Source organism: Shewanella sp. 10N.286.51.B8, assembly GCF_041469325.1.
GTDB lineage: Bacteria > Pseudomonadota > Gammaproteobacteria > Enterobacterales > Shewanellaceae > Shewanella.
Map to the genome: position 1 here is coordinate 57,116 of NZ_JBFRKG010000016.1, position 20,813 is coordinate 77,928.

The window sequence follows — 20,813 nt, forward strand, 5'->3', positions numbered from 1 at the left end:
TTAAGCCTCTAATTCAGCAGTGGTCTTAACAGCTAAATCTGCGCTTGTTGCTGTGTCTGGCTTAGAAGGTAACGGATGATAAATTGCATAGCCTGTGGCTTTAAATTCAGCTGACTTTTGTGCCATGGCTGATTGAATATCTACACCGCTACTAACGCTTATATCTGCACTTGCGTCTACGGAATTAACATTGTGATTAGAGTGTGCCTGCAGGTGTTTAAATTCGCTAGCGTCAAGCACGTTCAACTTTTGTAACTGATCACGCGCTTGCTTTGCAGCGTATTCACGCACTTCTTGAGTGATTTTCATTGAGCAAAACTTTGGCCCACACATAGAACAAAAATGCGCAACTTTGGCAGACTCTTGGGGGAGCGATTCATCGTGATAAGCACGAGCGGTATCTGGGTCTAAGCCTAAGTTATATTGATCTTCCCAGCGAAATTCGAACCTTGCTTTTGATAAGGCATTATCACGAATTTGCGCACCAGGGTGACCTTTAGCCACATCGGCAGCATGAGCTGCAATTTTATAAGCGATAAGCCCTTGTTTAACATCTTCTTTATTCGGTAAACCCAAATGCTCTTTAGGAGTGACATAGCACAGCATGGCCACGCCATACCAAGCCATCATTGCCGCCCCAATCCCTGAGGTGAAGTGATCATAACCTGGCGCAATATCGGTGGTTTGTGGGCCGAGTGTGTAAAAAGGCGCTTCATCACAATGGGCAAGCTGCTTTTCCATATTCACTTTAATGAGCTGCATCGGTACATGGCCTGGGCCTTCAATGATGGTTTGCACATCATTTTCCCAAGCAATGTTAACCAGCTCGCCTAAGGTTTCTAATTCAGCAAATTGCGCTTCATCATTGGCATCGGCAATACTGCCGGGCCGCATACCATCGCCTAATGACAATGACACATCGTAGGCAGCGCAGATTTCGCAAATCTCTCTAAAGTGCTCATACAAAAAACTTTCTTTATGGTGACTTAAACACCACTTTGCCATGATGGAACCACCACGAGAAACGATGCCAGTAAGACGTTTTGCCGTCATTGGTACATAACGCAGCAGTACCCCAGCATGGATGGTAAAGTAATCGACGCCCTGCTCTGCCTGTTCAATCAAGGTATCTTTGAAAATGTCCCAATTTAGGTCTTCAGCGACACCATTTACTTTTTCTAACGCTTGATAGATGGGCACTGTACCAATGGGGACAGGAGAGTTTCGAATGACCCATTCACGGGTTTCATGGATATAGCGCCCCGTAGACAAATCCATTACAGTGTCAGCGCCCCATCTCGTTGACCAAACTAGCTTTTCGACTTCTTCTTCGATGGACGAGGTTACCGCTGAATTACCGATATTGGCATTAACTTTGACTAAAAAGTTACGCCCGATGATCATTGGCTCAGCTTCTGGATGATTAATGTTTAACGGGATAATGGCGCGGCCGCGGGCAACTTCATCACGGACAAATTCAGCGGTAATAGGCTGGCCAATGTGAGCGCCAAAAGCTTCACCGGGGGCTTTTTGAGTCAAAATCTCATCAGTGACTTGCTCTCTAGCCATATTCTCGCGAATGGCAATATATTCCATCTCAGGTGTAATAATGCCTTTACGAGCGTAATGCATTTGAGTAACGCGGCGGCCTGACTTGGCTTTTTTAGGGCGAACAAGGGCTTCAAAACGCAAATGATCTAAACCGTCGTCAACCAAACGCTGTTGGGTAAAGTCAGAGCTAACTCCATCAAGTTGCTCTGTATCTTCGCGCTCTTCAATCCAAGCTTGGCGAAACTTGTTTAAGCCTAAACGGACATTAATTTCAGCATCAGGATCTGAATAGGCACCGGCGCAATCATAAACTTTAATGGCTGGGTTGGCTTCAGTCACGGGCGCATCTTCACTACCGCCAAGGATAGTATCGCTTTGATGAATTTGACGCATGCCCACTAACAGATCGGGGCGGGATCCGCTCAGATAGATCTTTTCAGAATTTGGGTGCTGTAAAGGTTTTAGGGTTTCAATAAAATTTTGCGCTTGAGCGCGGGTTTCACGACGATTTGACATAAGCAACCTCAAAATAAAAAAATAGAGTTGCTTGCCTGGAGAATTGTTGATGACGAGCGAGTTAACATTAACTCTGTAATTGACTTGAATTTACACCTTAACTTTGAACCTTAAATATCGGCAAATGGCGGGTTAAATTAACTTCAGCAATAACTCTGCTTTAATTAATTCTATCTTTTATTTTGCACTAATATTTATGATCTAGCCACGCAGCCATTCACTATAAAATTGCTGCTGACTGTAGGGTAAAAATAAGCAAATTAACTGCTTGTTTCCTTCGCAGGTTCTAGCCTGATCAGGTTCAACGGATCCCGAATAAACGGTCTCAGCCATAAAGGCACTCCGACAAGATGGCTGCAGTATAGTCAGCTTATTTAATAAAATACAAGTCTTTGACAATTTTCGAATTGGAATATGAGTTAAATTATTTCACTAATTAAAATACTGTTATATATGAATTTAATTTACAACCAAGCGATTAAGACCCAATTAATACAGAAATAATTTGATAAATAAATTTGATAAATATTATTCATTTTTGATGTTGTTGAAATAAATCTTTTGTGAAAGTCTGAACAGTTCAAGGTAATTTAAGTTTCGATAAGCGTTGTTGAATGGCGTTATCTAGTGCTTTTTTTGTTTTGCCTCCTTCACATGGGTGTCCTAAATCTAAGCCTTCGGCATAAGGGTTAATTTGGGTTGGTAATGCCACCAATCGATGGCAAGTTTCACCAATCTTAACAATTCTATTTGGATCTAAACGATGATTGAGGGTAGTTGGTTGGCGCTTATCTTCTATTACTATTAACTCTATATCATCCATTTCAGGGGTTAACTCACTGGTGCTGGCACCACTAACAGAAGTCGCTAAATGGGCTTGCTGACTTATTTGCTGATTAACTTGTTGTTGATTGAGTTTATTTATAAAGGAATGGCTAGCTTGATTGATGGCCGATAAATTGTCGCTTGTTATGGTATTGGCCTCTGAGATGGTTTCATTAAACAATTGTGGCTTAAATAGATGTTCGTTACTGCTATCTTTTTGCTGCTGCAGATACATGCTATCAACTGAAGACCAATCGAACTGGTGCGTTTCGGCTTGCACTGCTTCTGCTATTGGCAATTTTTCAATTATGGGCTTGTAGTCAATGGGCTTTTGGTTAACAGCTTTTTGGTCAATAGGCTTTGGGGAAATTGCCTTTTGATTGACAGTATCTTTTGGGCTAGTTGCAACTGCAGGCGCTATTGAGCTTGTATCGACAACCTTATTAGTACTTTGTTTGTTCGATATAGTTTGATCGATTATTTCTTCATTGGTAATGACTTCACTGACGACCTCTTCAATCAAGGCTTGTTCACTTGGCAGGGTCTTAGCTAGCTGGGTAATTTGCTCAGCCGTTAAAAAGTAGGCTTTTATTTCTTGGTTGTTACTTTCAGATGTCGCAGCTTTAACGGCTTGTTCACGGCTGATCTCGACAAAATGGCTAATGGTGTTATCAGCTAAGGAAAATAGCATAAACACCAGCACAACATGTAGCCCTGCAACAATAATGCTCGATGGTGATGTCAGTATCTTTTTAAACTCGTTATCAGAATTTTGTTTTAAAAAGCGACCTTGATTATTTTGATTGTCGATCAACCCACAGATCAGCGGTAATGTTTGGGCTTTAATTACATCAGTGCTCATTATTTCAGTGCTAGTGACTTCAGTGCTAGTTGCATTCACCGTTTGTAACATCACAACATGATCACAGAAATCTATCACTTCAACCGCAGATTCTTGGCGGCTTGCATTTATGTAAAGCTGTCCATGTGAAACTTGTGTGCCATTTAAGCCTGTCGAATTTCCACTAGCACCCGGTTCAAAATTAGTGTTTGCTGCCAATCCTTGTGTTAAATGTTTATCACCACCTTGGTTCATTACTCGCGCCTCCTGTCGCTTTTGAATCACTGGATATAAATCGTGCTAGATCAGACTTCAACCACAAGCTGACCATAAACTAGATGATAAAAAAGCCATTAAGTTCATTTAATTTATGTCGATGACACACGACTCCCCACAAAATCAGACAGTTATCATAGCGTCAAACTTAAGCTTACACGTGTACGCTAAAGTCATGGCCTATTATGAATATTGCTGGTAGACTCAATGTAAATTGCTTAACAAGGTTGTATGCAACTATGTCACTTGAGTTAGATGCTAATCAAACATTAGCACCAACACCTACATCAAAGTCAGACTATGGTGTGATTGAGGAATTAGCTAACAGTATCACCCATGGTATAGGGGTACTTGCGGGTATCGCCGCGCTAATTGCAATGCTAATAAAAGCGAATGGCCAACTTAATATCGCTGACACTATCGGGATCACTGTGTATGGATTAAGTATTATTATGCTTTTTCTGGCCTCAACCTTATACCATTCCAGTAAAAGCCCCTTATGGCGTAAACGCTTTAAAATGGCTGATCACTGTGCAATCTATTTGCTTATTGCTGGTACATACACACCTTTAATGTCAATTAGCCTTCAAAATGATAGTGCTACGCTAATACTAACTGCAATATGGTTATTAGCCTTAGGCGGTATTATTTTTAAAACCTTATTTATTGGCCGCTTCAAAGGGCTAAGTGTTATTTTGTATCTTGTTATGGGCTGGCTTTGTGTCACCATCATGGGAGATTTAATCAAAGGCATGTCAGATTTAGGCTTTAACCTATTACTTGCAGGTGGGGCTTTTTATAGCATCGGGGTTATTTTTTATGTCAATAAGCGTATTCCTTATAATCATGCTATTTGGCATTTATTTGTACTTGCAGGCGCCTTGTCTCATTTCTTGTGTATTTATTTAACAGTCATATAAACCTGCTTTATATCCACAGTATTAACCCTGTCAGTATTTCGTCTCACTGTTATAAACTCACTCAAAAAGTATCGCTCATCAACCATGAGCGATAACCAACACTCATAAGCTGGCTATTGAATACTTACTATTGTCTACTTAACTCGCAACACCAAAGCGGGTTACAATAAATTATCATCCCATACCTGATCAAAAGCCATCAATGGAAAACCTTAGCCCAAAGCAAAGAATTTGGTTTATTGTAAATATGATCCCCACAGGTCATGTTTTAGCTTATGGTAAAGTGGCTGACTTAGCTGGGCTACCAGGTAGAGCCAGGTATGTGTCTAAAGCACTCAAAGACGCCCCCGATAACCTAAACTTACCTTGGTATAGAGTGATTAACAGCCAAGGAAAAATTTCTTTTAAAGTCAATTCTATTCATTTCCAAAATCAGCAACAGCGACTAAGATCAGATGGAGTAGAAGTGAACCAAGGCAAGGTTTCATTGTCAAAATATGAATGGCGCCCTGACATTGCAACCCTTGTCATGTCGTTACCTTTTTAAATATTGCATGGGTAGGTATTACTTTGATTAGAAAATTCACCGCTTTATTAGCCAATATTATTGTCATTACATTGTCTCAGGCCCCTAATGCTGTCGCTTCTGATGACAAGGAAAACCTCGAGTACCTCAAAGCATTAACCCCTCACTCTGCTGAATATCGGGTGTTCTATGGCAGTATCGAACTCGGTAAAGCTCGCTACCAGTTGCCTGAAAGTGATAATGGCTACTATAACTATCGCTTTGATAGCGATATCAGCTTATTAATGCTATCGGATGTGCGTAACCTTAATAGTGAGTTCAAACTCGAAGATGGCAAGGTTAAGCCCATCCGCTATATGAGTAAACGTAGCGGCACCGGATCTGACTACACAGAGCAAACCGCCTTTGCTGCTGGACAAGGCGTTATCCACACCATATATAAAGACGAAAGAGAGAAATTACCCTTTGCCGAGGATATCTACGATCCCTTGGTATCTCAATTAATATTTAGAATGGATATGTACCGCCAACCCGAATTGCTTAAATACAAAATGGTCAAAGAAAAAGAGTTTGATGATTATGAATTTAAAATTGTCGGCAAAGAACAAGTGATATTAGACAGTGGCACTTATCAAACCGTAAAAATAGAAGTGGTACGAAAAAGTAAAAAGCGCCAAACCTTTTTTTGGATGGCGCCAGAATTAAACTACTTACCCGTGCGTTTAAGTCATTTTTCTAAAGGTAGTAAGCAGCTTGATATTCAGTTAGATAATTATCAAATTCAGCAAGCAATAGAATCCGATACAGCTGTTACTAAAGCAAACGCTGGATTAACTGTTAATCAGTAATTCGCCTTGCCTAAATAACTTCCATTCGCCAGGCTGTAAAATATGCCACTGTTCGTTTTTTGTCAGCGGACGAGTAGCAATCACTGTAACGACATCATTGGGTGTCGTTTCTTTATTAAAATCAATAACCACATCAGTATCGATTAATTTGGCTTTGCCAAAAGGCGCACGGCGGGTAATGAAGCACAAATTATTAGTGCAATAACTCATTAAATCGACACCATCACTTAGGATCATATTAAAAACACCTAAAGCTCGAATGTCATCAGCCAGCGTTGCTACAAATTCAAACACCTGTTTCATGTCATCGGGTGGCGTATGACCAAACTCACCTAACACCTGTTCCATAATCCAGCAAAATGCCAGCTCACTGTCGGTGTCCCCAACAGGCTGAAAATGATTTACTTGAAACTTATTTTGGTAGTCTGATAACTGTCCATTATGGGCATAAGTCCAATATCGGCCCCATAACTCGCGGGTGAAAGGATGGGTATTTTCCAGCGCAACACAGCCACGGTTTGCTTGACGAATATGACTGACGACAATCTCACTTTTAATTGGATAAGATTTAATGAGCTGAGCGACATGGGATTCACTGCTAGGACGAGCATCTTTAAAGGTGCGGCTGCCCTTGCCTTCATAAAAAGTGATCCCCCAACCATCAACATGTGGCCCAGTAACACCACCTCTTTCAGCTAAGCCTGTGAAACTAAATACAATATCCGTTGGGACATTAGCGCTCATCGCTAGTAACTCACACATGAAACACGCCTTAAAAATATAATTAACTCAAAATATTACGTAATTTATATTGTACCTAGTGCAGAAAAAAATTGGCATTTTTATTAAACAAAATATTTTAAACAATTGTTTGAAATAACTTGTAATCAGCGCCAGTTAGGTTTAATTTTATGTGATACAGGTCAGACCACGGTCAGTTCTGTGAATAGGATCATTAATTTGTAGGTGTTTAAATATTAAACACTTTTAAGGAGAAAGACAGTGGAGACACTTATTTGGATCATCGCCATGATCGCGGTACTCGGCGCAGCAACTTACTTGCGGGTGTCGTTATTAACAGCAACAATTGCAGCAGCAGTTGTAATGTTAATTGGTAGTGTATTAGATATTGTTGGCAGTCTAGCTTGGGTTGTCTATATAGTTTTAGCATTACCTTTAAATGTTAAATCATTTCGTCAGAATTTCATCTCACGTCCACTGCTTAAAGTATATCAAGGCATCATGCCTGAAATGTCTACCACTGAAAAAGAAGCCATTGAAGCAGGTACAACCTGGTGGGAAGCTGACTTATTCGCTGGTAACCCTAACTGGAATAAATTACATAACTACCCTAAAGCGCGTTTAACTGCTGAAGAGCAAGCGTTTTTAGATGGCCCAGTTGAAACTGTGTGTAAAATGGTTAACCAACATCAGGTTTCACATGAGCTAGCTGACCTTCCACAAGAAGTTTGGCAATACTTAAAAGACGAAGGCTTCTTCGCCATGATCATCAAAAAGAAATACGGTGGTCTTGAATACTCAGCTTATGCTCAGTCACGTGTATTGCAAAAATTAGCTGGCGTGAGTAGTGAACTTGCATCAACGGTTGGGGTACCAAACTCTCTAGGCCCTGGTGAGTTACTGCAACACTATGGTACGACTGAACAACAAGATCATTATTTACCGCGTTTAGCTAAAGGTCTTGAAGTGCCTTGTTTTGCACTTACTAGCCCAGAAGCTGGTAGTGATGCTGGCGCGATCCCTGATTTTGGTATCGTCTGTAAAGGTGAATGGGAAGGCGAAGAAGTGTTAGGTATGAAACTAACATGGAACAAACGCTACATTACCTTAGCACCAGTGGCGACAGTATTAGGTTTGGCATTTAAATTACGCGACCCTGACAGCTTATTAGGTGATACCGAAGATTTAGGTATTACTTGTGCCCTTATCCCTACTGATATTCAAGGGGTTGAAACCGGTCGTCGTCACTTCCCATTGAACTGTATGTTCCAAAATGGTCCAACTCGTGGCAACGAAGTATTCGTGCCACTGAGCTTTATCATTGGTGGCCCTGAAATGGCCGGTCAAGGCTGGCGCATGCTAGTTGAATGTCTCTCTGTAGGCCGTGGTATTACCCTGCCGTCAAACTCTGCTGGTGGCGTTAAAACAGCTGCATTAGCTACAGGTGCTTACGCTCGAATTCGTCGTCAGTTCAAACTACCTATCGGTAAATTAGAAGGTATTGAAGAGCCAATGGCACGTATTGGCGGTAATGCTTACTTGATGGATGCTGTAAGTTCATTAACTACTGTGGGGATTGGTCTAGGTGAAAAGCCATCAGTTATCTCTGCCATCGTTAAATTCCATTTAACCGATAGAATGCAAAAGTGTGTTATCGACGCCATGGATATTCACGGCGGTAAAGGTGTATGTCTAGGTCCAAATAACTATTTGGGTCGTGGTTATCAAGCAGCGCCGATTGCAATTACCGTTGAAGGTGCCAACATTTTAACCCGTTCTATGATTATTTATGGACAAGGCGCTATTCGCTGTCATCCATATGTATTAGCTGAAATGGAATCTGCTTTTGATACCACATCGGGTCAAGGCTTAAGTAACTTCGATGCTGCCATCTTCGGTCATATTGGCTTTGCGATGTCTAATTTTGTAAGAAGTTTCTGGATGGGCGTTACTTCTAGCCGCTTCACCAAATCACCTTATAATGATAAAACGAAACGTTATTATCAGCAGATGAATCGTTTCAGTGCTAACTTAGCCCTGCTTTCGGATTTAGCGATGGCAACACTTGGCGGTAACCTTAAGCGTAAAGAACGTATTTCAGCACGCTTAGGTGATTTATTAAGTCAGCTATATTTAGCGTCTGCAACGCTTAAGCGTTATGAAGATGATGGTCGTTTAACTGAAGATTTACCGTTAGTTCAATGGGCTGTAGAAGATTCACTACATAAACTACAAACATCTTTAGATGACTTACTGGATAACTTCCCTATGGGTCTTGGCATTGCACTTCGCGCTGTTATCTTCCCATTTGGTCGCCCACTAAAACGTCCTAGCGATGTATTAGACCATAAAGTGTCTAAAATTATGCAAACGCCATGTGCCAGTCGTGACCGTTTAGGCCAAGGCCAATTCTGGACAGCTTCAGAGCACAATGCGGTAGGTATTCAAGAGCAAACTTTATTAGATATTTTAGCTTCAGAGCCTTTATACGACAAAGTCTGTAAAGCTGCCGGTAAACGCCTACCATTTATGTGGTTAGATAAAGTCGCTGCACAAGGTAAAGCCTTAGGTGTGTTAAGTGATACTGAAGTGGCCTTACTTGAAAGAGCTGAAATTGGTCGTATGAAGTCAATCAATGTTGATGACTTTGACCCTGAAGAGCTTGAAGCAAAGGTTGTTAGTGAAGCCAAGCAAGTTAAAGCGGCTTAACTCACTTTTTAAAGCTAACTAAAAATACCAAAAGGGAAAGCATTGCTTTCCCTTTTTTATTTGCTGTAAACCCAAGTTAAGCTGCGCTAATTACCCTAGTGTTAAGCAAAAATAATAATGACTTAAGTTAAACGCTTTGCCCAATTACCCTCATGTTGACTATCACATGCCGCTTCACTGTCTAATACAATCTGCCCAGCAGTTATCTCCACAGAAACAGCCTGTAAATAATGGCTTATCATCTGCACAATAAACGCATCTTGCTTGGCTAATTTGACCTTGGTTATTTGCGCCTCATTACTAAATACACAAATCACTTTTAACGATTTAGGAAAAGCGGTGTAGTTTACCGAATGCGTGAGCCATTGAAAGCCCTCACACTCTGACATTAATAAATCACACACCAGTGTTAACTGCTGACGAATTTGGTTATCACGTTTCTTGTCGGATTTTTTCATCGTTAACCTTCGATTAGCTTTGAATTATAGGGTTGTCACTGAGTTGTCACTATACAGACATAAAAAAGCCAGTTGTGACTATTCACAACTGGCTTTTTGAAGTACTTAAGTCAACATAGCGTTTATAACAGCTAATTCACTTAAGCAGATTGTCACTAAGTCGTTAACTCTTGTTCTAGTTGCTTGGCAATCGCTTCAGGCGAGCTACTGTTTCGGGCAAAGATACTGTAAGCCACCGGGATCACTAACAAGGTGAAGAAGGTTGCTAACAAAATACCTGATAACACTACCACGCCAATCACAAAACGTGTTTCAGAGCCCGCACCACTTGATAGCACCAATGGAATAGCACCAGCTGCAGTGGTAATACCGGTCATGAGGATCGGTCTTAAACGTTGGGATGAGGCTTGAATGACTGCTTGTTCAAACTCAATGCCTTTGTCACGCAATTGGTTGGCAAATTCAACAATCAAAATACCATTTTTAGCCGCTAGCCCCACCAGCATAATAATACCAATTTGACTGTAAATATTGATACTTTGTCCGGTAAACCATAGGCCAATTAATGCGCCTAGCGTAGCCAGAGGTACTGTAAGCATAATCACCATAGGATGCACATAACTTTCAAATTGCGCCGCCAATACTAAGAACACAATACCTAACGCTAGGATAAACACAAAGTACATGGAGTTGCCTGAACTTTGATAATCCAGCGATTGCCCTTTATAACTAATCACCGCTTCAGCAGGCAAATAGGTATAGGATAAATCATTAAGATAATCTAACGCTTCACCTAGACTATAGCCATCAGCCAAGTTTGCTTCGATAGTGATCGCCCGCATGCGGTTATAGCGATTTAAAGAGCTGGCATCAGCATACTCTTCTACAGTGACAATATTCGATAGTGGCACTAACTCGCCGGTTCGATCAGATCTCACGTAGATATTTTCTAAATCCGTAGCAGTATTTTGATTTTCACGATTACCTTCAATGATCACATCATATTCTTCCCCTTCTCGCATGAAGGTCGTCACTAAACGTGAGCCCAGCATCGATTCTAAGGTTCTGCCCACATGTGATATTGACACCCCTAAATCAGCAGCCCTGTCTTTATCAATTGACACTCTAAGTTGAGGTTTGGTTTCTTTATAATCATGATCAAGCCCGGTTAACATCGGATTTTCTTTAGCTTTTTCCATGATGATGTCTCGCCATAAAGCTAACTCTTCATAACTTGGACCACCTAATACAAACTGCACAGGCTTACCGACACCACGGCCAAAGGCTTGACGCATAATGGGAAATGCCCTGACCCCTGCTAAGTCCGAAATTCGAGCGCGAATATCAGTAATAATTTCACTGGCAGGACGTCGCTCGGCCCAATCTTCTAAAACGATAATCGCCATGCCGTTTGAAAAGTTTGCTGAGCGACCAAAACCACGAGGAGCGCGGATCAATAAGCGTTTCACATCACCCGATTCAACTAATGGCATTAAACGGCCTTCAATTTCATCCATGTACTTTTCAATGTACTCAAAGCTTGCTCCTTCAGGGCCATTAACCACCAAAAACATTGAGCCTCTATCTTCGCGAGGGGCAAATTCCTGAGGTACTTGTTTAAGCAAGTAGCCACTTAACGCAAAAGCCACTACGACAATTACGCCGATAAGATAGGGCTTTTTAATCGCACTCACCAAATGCGATTGATAAATAGCAGATAACTTATCCATCACGTCATCGACTTTACGTACTAACCAAGTGCTTTCACCGGCGGGTTTAAGCAACTTAGAGCACATCATTGGGCTTAGGGTTAATGCGACTAAGCTTGAGAAAATCACTGCGGCGCTCATGGTAACTGCAAACTCTTTAAACAGCTTACCTAAATCACCTTCTAAAAACGTGATCGGCATAAACACGGCAATTAATACCAATGTTGTCGCAACTACCGCAAAAGCAACTTCACGGCCACCTAAATAGGCCGCTTTAAGCGGTGAGTCACCTTGCTCAATACGGCGATGAATATTTTCTAACATCACAATGGCATCATCAACCACCATACCAATGGCAAGGATCATCGCCAGCAAAGTCAGTAAGTTAATGGTATAACCTAATGAATATAAAACAATAAAAGTCCCCATTAACGACACTGGAACAGTCAACGCTGGAATTAACATCGCGCGCACACTGCCTAGGAACAGATAAATCACCACTATCACTAATAGCATCGCGATAAATAAGGTTTGGTACACCTCTTTAATTGACGCTTCAATGAATACTGAGCTGTCGTATGAGCGCTTAATCTCCATTCCTGCTGGTAATGTCGGATTAATAACATCGACTAACTCATTGGCAGCACGGGCGACTTCTAAGGTGTTTGAGGTTGATTGTTTAGATACCCCTAAGCCAATCATTGATTCAGTATTACCGCGGAACATTATCCGCTCTTCTTCTGAGCCAATTTGCACTTTAGCCACATCACCAAGCTTCACTAAATAGCCATCATCACCTTGGGTAATAACAAGGCTGGCAAAGTCTTCAGCGGTTCTAAAGCTTCTATCAACCCTGACAGTAAAATGGCGCTCTTTTGACTCAATAGAACCCGCCGGAAGCTCAACGTTTTCTGAGCGCAGCGCAGATTCCACATCCGCTACGGTCAGTTTACGCGCAGCTAAAGCTTGTCTGTCTATCCACACTCGCATGGCATAAACTTTACCGCCACCTAAACGGATGTTGGCAACACCGTCGACAACTGAAAATCGATCGACTAAATAGCGTCGGGCATAGTCTGTTAGCTGTAATGTGTTCATTTGATCAGACACTAAGTTAAGCCACATGATCACTTCATCACCACCATTGGACTTTTCTACTTCTGGTGGGTCTGCCTCTTCTGGTAAGTTATCCAGTAACCCTGAAATTCTATCTCGAACATCATTGGTCGCCGCTTCAATATCACGGTTGATATTAAACTCTAAGGTAATAGAAGAGCGTCCATCACGGCTACTTGAGGTAATTTGTTTGATCCCTTCAACGCCGCTAATCCTGTCTTCAATTAATTGGGTAATGCGACTTTCAACCACTGAAGCACTCGCGCCGCGATAATTGGTATCAATCGATACTACCGGTGGATCAATGTTGGGGTATTCTCTAAGAGGCAACTTATCAAATGACACCATGCCAAGAATAATAATTAAAATACTAATAACAGAAGCAAATACCGGCCTCTTTACGGAAATGTCAGTGAGGATCATGCCGCATTCTCCACATCAGCGACATTGGCAAAGTTAAACGCTTCTGCAGCCTGAGTGGTGACTTCATCTCCCGGTCTTACTTTTAATAACCCGCGGATAATGACCGATTGACCAATTCCGACACCATCAAGAATTTCAACCCAACCTCGATTACGAATGCCTATTGTGACTTCTTTTCGCTCGACAATATTCTCTTCGTTAACTGTGTATACATAGTGTTTTGATTGAATAGGAATGATGGCAGACTCTGGTAATAATAAGGTTTCACGATTTTGTTTAATCAGTTTAACTTTCATCAACATGCCGGGTAATAACGCTGCATCGTCATTGGCAATAATAGCGCGAACTACCACAGCACGGGTTGTAGGGTTCACTCGGGTATCAATAGATGTGACCACACCTTTAAATATACGATCTGGATAAGCAATCGCTTTCGCTTCAACGGTTTTACCTAATTTAAGTTGTTGGATAAAACGCTCTGGCACTGAGAAATCAAGTTTAATTTTACTGACATCATCTAAGGTCGATATTTGGGTACCTGGTGACACTAAACTGCCGACACTGACAAGCTTTAGTCCCAAGCGACCACTAAATGGTGCATGAATGGCGCGATCACCCAAAGCAGCTTTAGCTTGCTCAAGCTCAGCGCGGGTCGTATCGATTAAGGTTTGTAATCTATCTCGCTCAAGTTCTGCTACCGTTTTACTGGTAACCAAACTACGAATTCTGTCGAGTTCACGTAAATTATCGCTGACTTTAAACTCAGCGGCTTTAACTTTGGCTAGCTGCTCGCGGTTACGTAATTGAACCAGCAAATCGCCTTTTTTAACCACATCTCCATCGTTAAATTTAATGTCTGCGATTTTCTCAGTGATTTTTGGTGTAATAGTAATAGACTCAAACGCTTTGTTGGTTCCTATTGCCTCAACCTCATCTCTTACTGGCAACATCGCCACTTTAGCAACAACAACGTTTGGGATAGGTTTAGCACGCACCTTGGCCTCTTCAGTAGGCTTCATAGATTGGTATGTAAACCAGCCTATCAGTAACGCAACGAGGAGAATTATTATTTTTTTCATCGGGATTCCATTCATCAAACTCAAAAACGATATGTTATGGGATTTAGCCAACCGCCAGTGTACTCAGCATCATACTGGTATCAAGGTGTTTTACCTTTTCTTACAATTAACACACTCAGGAAACATTTGCGGAATATACGGGATCGGGGTTAACTAAGATCAATCTTAGCTTTTTAATTGGTAAACAATCGATATAGAAGGTTAAATGACTATTTTTACTGTTTTTAAAGCATAAAAAAAGAGACAGTAAATACTGTCTCTTTTTTTTGATAGCCTAAAATACGAACAATTAGGTAATGTTAATTTAACGCATTATCGTACTTTACGATCTTCTTTCATTGCTTCGCTGACTACGCGATAGATTTCAGTAATCGTTTCATTTTCTAATGGCTCACCTGCGGCATCTTTAATAAAGATTTCAGTTTGATCTTTATCATCAGTTTCAACAAGCTCAATTCGATAGTTACCTTTTTCAAGTGATAACTTATCTTCGCCCCATAATGAACTCCAGAACCCGCCAGTTTCTTCCAAGACAATATAATACAAACCTTTGGCGCTGTTCATATCAACAATATCGAATCCTAGCTCAGGCAATACAATACGTAATCGATCCCAGGTTTTATTGAAATCAACTTCTGAAATGTAATAAGCGCCAGTGGTTTCTGTTTCAGCCACTAGATCAACGTTAATACCTTTACTTTGTTGAATACGGTCAGCTTTAATTTGCTTGTCACGTTTTAAGCTGATGTAAGCAATAGTGTTATTGAGCATATCAACGGTGTAACGGCGTTTATCTTCTGCCGTTAATAGCACTTGCTGATCATCACCATTGTAGCTTTCTTCATGCTCAATCAGATCAATACCCATGCTGCCTGAGCGACCATGAGGACTCACATCGACCTCATAACGGTAACGTTGACGCAGTAAATACACTTTGTCTTCACCGAACCAGCTTGTTTCTATGACGTCTTGCGTGTCTATCCAACCTGTTTCGATAAAACCTTCGTCATAATTTTCGTTTTCGATAGGTACTTCATGTTTTGCTAAGAAACCATGTAAATTATCAAAAACTTCTTGTTTTAGATCTTTTGTGGTCGTAATTGATTCGACAATAATTTTAATATTGTCACTGCCTTCTTCAATACGCGTACCTTCAGACATAGGCAAGACCAGTAAAGGAGGACGAATATCCAGACGTTTTCCAACTAAGTCTTTATCAACTTTGTTACCCACTTTAGGAATGTCGTATTCACGGCCATAAGTTGGCTCAGTCAAGCCTTCTGGAATAACTAATAGTGGGACTTCTTTGGCGTTAACATATTCATCATTGCCATTGGCAACGCGACGATCTGTCGGTGAACTACAAGCAGAAACTGCTGCTATAAGTAAAATTGGAGTGACTTGCTTCAACATTTATTGTGTTACCTCTATCTGGGCTTGTTTCATCGCTTCTAACAACTGACCATGAAACTGCTCAGAAAGTTCAGTTAAAGGTAAACGAATATGTCCTTGGCTAATTAAACCTATTTGATGCGCAGCCCATTTAACAGGGATTGGGTTAGCTTCGCAGAATAAATGCTCATATAAACCTTTCAGTGGTAGGTTTAGTTTTTCGGATAAAGCATGGTCACCTGCTAATGCTGCATCACACAGTTGTTTAAATGCTTTTGGAACAATATTATTAGCAACCGAAATAACACCATCACCGCCAAGTAATAAAAAGTCTCTCGCAGTGGCATCATCGCCGCTATAAAGTTTGAAATCCTGACCGCAAAGCTCGCGTAATCGAGCAACACGGGTTAAATCGCCAGTGGCTTCTTTAACACCGATAATATTTTCCACCGCTACTAATTCAGCCACGGTTTCAGGCAACATATCCACTGAAGTACGTCCAGGGACGTTATAAAGAATTTGAGGGATATCAGTACTTGCTGCAACAGCTTTATAATGTGCAATTAAGCCCTTAGGTGAAGGCTTATTGTAATAAGGCGTGACCCCAAGCATGGCAACAATGCCAGAATCAGCCATTGATTGGGTAAGTTCTATCGCTTCGGCAGTGGCGTTAGCGCCATTACCACCAATGACGGGTATACGACCTGCGGCAAATTTAACAGTTTGCGACACAACTTGTGCATGTTCTTTAATGGGTAAAGTAGCAGACTCACCTGTTGTACCGACTGCAACGATCGCATCAGTCCCCTGCTCTATATGAAACTCTACCAGTCTTTCAAGACTTTTATAATCTACTGTGCCATCACTATTCATAGGAGTGATTAAGGCAACGATGCTTCCGTTTATCATCTAAATTCCCCAAGGTTTCAGGATTCGCTATGTTACTGATGCCTACAACTAATGACAAGCATTAACGGGGGCTCTCAAATGCATTTTTACTAAAGCACAAATTTACATCGTCAGATGATTGTTTAATGGCTAAGCATATTTTTTATATCATGACGTTAGGTACTTTATTTCATTGAAATCAATCTTACACCTAAGTTGTTATGCCAAGAAGTAAATTTTTAATATGAATTAACTTTCATAGTGACATACTTATGTGGTTTTACATTAGTTATGGTAGCATTAGTGCCCGCAAAAAAACTTTGCGTTAGCTCGCTAGTTTACGCTCCATGATATCGAAAAAGTGAGGAAAATCCATGACCAACTATCTGGTCGTTACTGCTATGGGTGCTGATCGCCCTGGTTTAGTAAGTCGTCTAGCCCGTTTAGCAAGTGAATGTGACTGTGACATCGTCGATAGCCGTATGGCACTTTTTGGTAATGAATTTACCTTAATTATGATGATTTCAGGCTCTTGGGCAGCAATAACAAAGATAGAAACCCAGTTACCCAGCTTAAGTGTACAGCTTGAATTACTCATGGTAATGAAACGTACTTCCAAGCATACACCACAAAATTACGTGTCGCGTATCGAGGTCAATGTTAACGGTCAAGATCAACGTGGCACCATGAAGCGAATAACCGAATTCTTAGCGGATCGTTCCCTTGATCTTGCTGCGGTGCGCTCTCACGCTGACGACGATAATTTAACGCAGCATATTTTATTTACTATCAATGTGCCGGAAAAAATTGATCTTATAAAGCTTGAAAAAAGTATCCATGAACTGGCAAAAGAACTATCACTTGAGTGCTCTATCAATCATATGCAAAACAGTGACAAATAGAATATAAAATAAGGACATAAAATGAATACCTTAACCCTTGGTGATTTAGCACCACAATTTACCCTACAAAATCAATTTGACCAATCAGTCTCTCTCACTGAAGCTTTAAAAACCGGCCCTGTGTTAGTTTATTTTTACCCTAAAGCATCAACACCTGGTTGCACAGTGCAAGCTCAAGGCTTGCGTGATAGCAAAGACCAGTTAGCAAATCATAATGTCACAGTATTGGGTTTAAGCCCTGACCCAGTTGCTAAACTGCTTAAGTTCAATGACAAGCAAGAGTTAAACTTTGCCTTACTCAGTGATGAAGATCATGCCGTTGCTGATGCCTTTGGCGTGTGGGGCGAGAAGCAATTCATGGGCAAAATCTCTGACGGTATCCATAGATTGAGCTTCCTCATTGGTCAAGATGGCAAAATAGTACATGTGTTCGATAAATTTAAAACCAAAAACCACCATGAAGTGGTGTTATCGGTGTTAGAAACGCTTTAACTTAAGCCTTAAGTAAAAATTCCATAAAAAAAGCTTCGTTAATACGAAGCTTTTTTATTGCTGATTTTTAGTCAAATTCAAATTCAAGCTGATGTATTGCCGAAAGTTTCACCAGAGTCATCTTGCTCATTAGCGTCTTCATTTTCTGTTACTTCAGCTAAATTACGTTGGATGATATCTTGCTCTTGCGCCTCTTTCGGCAATAGGCTAATTAACTCGATACCGACTGGTAATTCATTAATTTCAGTACCTGAAATAATTTTTACTTTCTGATCTTTAGTCAGGTAAATTAACGGCATCGCCGTTTCACCATAACGCTGTTTAAAGTGTTCAAATGTAAAATTATCCGTAATATTAGTAACTTTAATAACAGCACCTTTCGCCATGTAACTGGCTATTTTGGCATAAGAAATTGACTCACCAAATAAACACAAACGCTTTAAATAAGACTCTGACAATTGATGTCTGGCACTTCCCCCTTCGGCATTATTTAAGCCATACACTTTATTGGTACCGAATAAGTCTTGAAAATGAAAACTCACTAAAGGGTTTAATTGACGATAGGGAGATAACACTAGCACTCGACCTATACCACTTAAATCCATAAAGTTTTCGGCGTGTTCAGAGGCCGGATTACCAAAATAAACCGGGATATTCGCCATTCTCGCTTGACGAATGTTATCCCAGTTATTATCGGCTAATACCACTTTCACTTGCTTAGCCGTTAACACCTTAGCTAACTCACGTGAAAACTTAGAGGCACCAAATAACAGTAAGCCTTGTGATGAATCGGCCTTTACACCTAAAAACTTAGCCCATGGGCCTGCCGTTAAGCTTTGTATTACAACAGTGCCAATAATAATTAAAAACACTAATGGCACTATCGAGCTGGCACCATTAACCCCAATAGCTTCAAGCTTAATGGCGAATAACGAAGAAATTGCCGCTGCAACTATCCCTCTTGGTGCGACCCAACTTAAAAACCATTTATCAGCTCTAGATAAACTAGTACCAATACCAGAAATCCAGATACTCAGAGGCCTTGCAACCAACAACACGACCACTAAGACACCGACACCTCCCCAACCTAAATCAAGCATCGCGGTCGAGTTAAGTCTTGCTGCTAATAAAATAAACAAGGCGGAGATCAGTAATACGGTAAGAGTCTCTTTAAACTCTAAAATATCCGCAATATCAACCCCACGCATATTCGCTAACCAAATGCCCATCACAGTCACGGTTAACAGCCCAGACTCTTCTTGGATCAAATTAGAACCAACAAAGACGCCCAGCATAATAGTTAATACCGCAGTATTTTTAAGATAATGAGGAAACACATTACTACGAAGTGCAATGCCAATGAGATAGCCAGCAAGCGCCCCAAGTCCAAAACCTAACAGTAATGTCATGCCTAAAGCGAATAATATATGGGTGGTGGGATCTGCAGCGGTCGCCACAGCAATATATTCATAAACTAATACTGCTAAAATTGCCCCGATAGGGTCTATGACTATTCCTTCCCAGCGTAAGATGCTGGCAAGGTTTGATTTTGGCCTTACTGTGCGCAGCATCGGCACTATTACTGTTGGACCTGTCACTACCACTAATGCACCAAAAAGTAGCGCCATGGGCCATTCAAAGCCTAATAGCCAATGAGCGGCTGGGGCGATACAAGCCCAAGTTATAAAGGCACCAAAGGTCACTAAGTTTGTCACCATGCGGCCGTGATCTTTGATTTCTTTAAAATTGAGGGTTAACGCGCCTTCAAAAAGAATAACCGCGACCCCCAATGAAATAATGGGAAACAGCAAATCGCCAAAGATAGCATCAGGGTCTAAAATGCCAAGCCCCGGACCAAGTAACAAACCGCATAACAATAACGGTAATATTGCAGGAAGACGAAACTTCCAACCTAACCATTGACACAATAAAGACAGCACGCCAATCAGCGCGAGCATGCCAGTTATGTGTTCTACCATGGACAATTCCTTTTTTATATTTTCTGCGATATAGCTCGCGAGTTTGTATCTTTAATAAAATACTAAATTACACATCAGAGCAAGGCTTAATTAAAACATCTACCGTAATTTTTTAACTTAACATCAACCTTTTAACCTGCTGATTGGAAGTATCTAAAGCTTAATAATTTTCACGTTAAAGCCGCAGAACAATAGACTCAGCTTAAGATAAATACATTCAATGTCATAAATTACAGGCACAAAAAAGCCCTTGTCTTATGACAAGGGCTAATCTGTTCGGCGCAGCGGACGGGACTCGAACCTGCGCCCTCGGCGTGACAGACTCAGCTTACTAATACAAAGTAACCAACTGCTGCTTTTATTCAAGCAATTCATTTAACCAATTGAAGTAACTAATTCAAGTAATTAATCCAATTAACTAATTCATTAAAATAAGCCCAACAGCATAAATTACAGGCACAAAAAAGCCCTTGTCTTATGACAAGGGCTAATCTGTTTGGCGCAGCGGACGAGACTCGAACCCGCGCCCCCCGGCGTGACAGGCTCAGCTTACTAATACAAAGTAACCAACTGCTGCTTTTATTCAAGCAATTCATTTAGCCAATTCAAGTAACTAATTCAA

At 40.9% G+C, this 20,813-nt stretch carries 15 protein-coding genes and 1 riboswitch; of the genes, 6 read left to right on the forward strand and 9 right to left on the reverse strand.

What is annotated here, in order from left to right; genetic code table 11:
- Both thiC and AB4160_RS07255 read right to left on the reverse strand, forming a co-directional pair.
- A complete protein-coding gene (gene thiC, locus AB4160_RS07250) occupies window positions 1-2,067 on the reverse strand; it encodes a phosphomethylpyrimidine synthase ThiC (protein ID WP_372004077.1) in 2,067 nt (688 codons plus the stop codon).
- A gap of 255 nt (window positions 2,068-2,322) precedes the next feature.
- Window positions 2,323-2,422, reverse strand: a riboswitch (TPP riboswitch).
- Between the two features lie 225 nt (window positions 2,423-2,647).
- Window positions 2,648-3,988, reverse strand: a complete 1,341-nt coding sequence (locus AB4160_RS07255; RefSeq protein ID WP_372004079.1) for a hypothetical protein — start codon at window positions 3,986-3,988, stop codon at window positions 2,648-2,650.
- A 260-nt stretch (window positions 3,989-4,248) separates the two neighbouring features.
- Between AB4160_RS07255 and AB4160_RS07260 the strand changes: the two genes are divergently transcribed.
- From AB4160_RS07260 to AB4160_RS07270, 3 genes are all read left to right on the forward strand, one after another.
- On the forward strand, window positions 4,249-4,929 hold the full coding sequence (locus AB4160_RS07260) for a hemolysin III family protein (RefSeq protein ID WP_102475510.1): 681 nt from the start codon (window positions 4,249-4,251) through the stop codon (window positions 4,927-4,929).
- A gap of 202 nt (window positions 4,930-5,131) precedes the next feature.
- Window positions 5,132-5,476: an MGMT family protein gene (locus tag AB4160_RS07265; protein ID WP_102437176.1), complete on the forward strand. Its 345-nt coding sequence runs from the start codon at window positions 5,132-5,134 to the stop codon at window positions 5,474-5,476.
- Window positions 5,477-5,499: 23 nt separating this feature from the next.
- A complete protein-coding gene (locus AB4160_RS07270) occupies window positions 5,500-6,303 on the forward strand; it encodes a DUF3108 domain-containing protein (RefSeq protein WP_241901099.1) in 804 nt (267 codons plus the stop codon).
- Here AB4160_RS07270 and AB4160_RS07275 read toward each other — a convergent pair.
- The gene (locus tag AB4160_RS07275; RefSeq protein WP_102437174.1) at window positions 6,286-7,065 is read right to left on the reverse strand and encodes a class II glutamine amidotransferase; all 780 of its coding nucleotides are present in this window, start codon (window positions 7,063-7,065) and stop codon (window positions 6,286-6,288) included. The two genes, AB4160_RS07270 and AB4160_RS07275, sit on opposite strands and share 18 nt — an antisense overlap.
- 240 nt (window positions 7,066-7,305) lie before the next feature.
- Here AB4160_RS07275 and fadE point away from each other — a divergent pair, with 240 nt between their 5' ends.
- Window positions 7,306-9,753 carry an acyl-CoA dehydrogenase FadE gene (fadE, locus tag AB4160_RS07280; protein ID WP_102437172.1) on the forward strand — a complete coding sequence of 816 codons (2,448 nt, stop codon included), beginning with the start codon at window positions 7,306-7,308 and terminating at the stop codon, window positions 9,751-9,753.
- Between the two features lie 122 nt (window positions 9,754-9,875).
- Here the strand turns inward: fadE and AB4160_RS07285 are convergent, their stop codons facing one another.
- From AB4160_RS07285 to dapA, 5 genes are all read right to left on the reverse strand, one after another.
- Window positions 9,876-10,211, reverse strand: a complete 336-nt coding sequence (locus AB4160_RS07285) for a Fis family transcriptional regulator (RefSeq protein ID WP_102437170.1) — start codon at window positions 10,209-10,211, stop codon at window positions 9,876-9,878.
- 155 nt (window positions 10,212-10,366) lie between these two features.
- Complete coding sequence (locus AB4160_RS07290; RefSeq protein ID WP_372004081.1) at window positions 10,367-13,459, reverse strand: efflux RND transporter permease subunit; 3,093 nt, start codon at window positions 13,457-13,459, stop codon at window positions 10,367-10,369.
- Window positions 13,456-14,538, reverse strand: coding sequence for an efflux RND transporter periplasmic adaptor subunit (locus tag AB4160_RS07295; RefSeq protein WP_102475507.1), 1,083 nt, complete (start codon window positions 14,536-14,538; stop codon window positions 13,456-13,458). Before AB4160_RS07295 ends, AB4160_RS07290 begins: the two co-directional genes overlap by 4 nt.
- 312 nt (window positions 14,539-14,850) lie before the next feature.
- Window positions 14,851-15,951, reverse strand: coding sequence for an outer membrane protein assembly factor BamC (gene bamC / locus AB4160_RS07300; protein WP_102437164.1), 1,101 nt, complete (start codon window positions 15,949-15,951; stop codon window positions 14,851-14,853).
- Entirely contained in the window at window positions 15,952-16,839 is an 888-nt protein-coding gene (dapA, locus tag AB4160_RS07305) for a 4-hydroxy-tetrahydrodipicolinate synthase (RefSeq protein WP_102475506.1), read from the reverse strand. It lies immediately after the preceding gene.
- Between the two features lie 353 nt (window positions 16,840-17,192).
- On the opposite strand from dapA, the gene AB4160_RS07310 reads away from it, so the two are divergent.
- Both AB4160_RS07310 and bcp read left to right on the forward strand, forming a co-directional pair.
- Window positions 17,193-17,720 carry a glycine cleavage system protein R gene (locus AB4160_RS07310; RefSeq protein WP_102437160.1) on the forward strand — a complete coding sequence of 176 codons (528 nt, stop codon included), beginning with the start codon at window positions 17,193-17,195 and terminating at the stop codon, window positions 17,718-17,720.
- Window positions 17,721-17,741: 21 nt separating this feature from the next.
- Window positions 17,742-18,212: a thioredoxin-dependent thiol peroxidase gene (gene bcp / locus AB4160_RS07315; protein ID WP_303414008.1), complete on the forward strand. Its 471-nt coding sequence runs from the start codon at window positions 17,742-17,744 to the stop codon at window positions 18,210-18,212.
- Between the two features lie 83 nt (window positions 18,213-18,295).
- Here the strand turns inward: bcp and AB4160_RS07320 are convergent, their stop codons facing one another.
- Entirely contained in the window at window positions 18,296-20,191 is a 1,896-nt protein-coding gene (locus AB4160_RS07320) for a sodium:proton antiporter (RefSeq protein ID WP_303503005.1), read from the reverse strand.
- Window positions 20,192-20,813 lie beyond the last annotated feature (622 nt).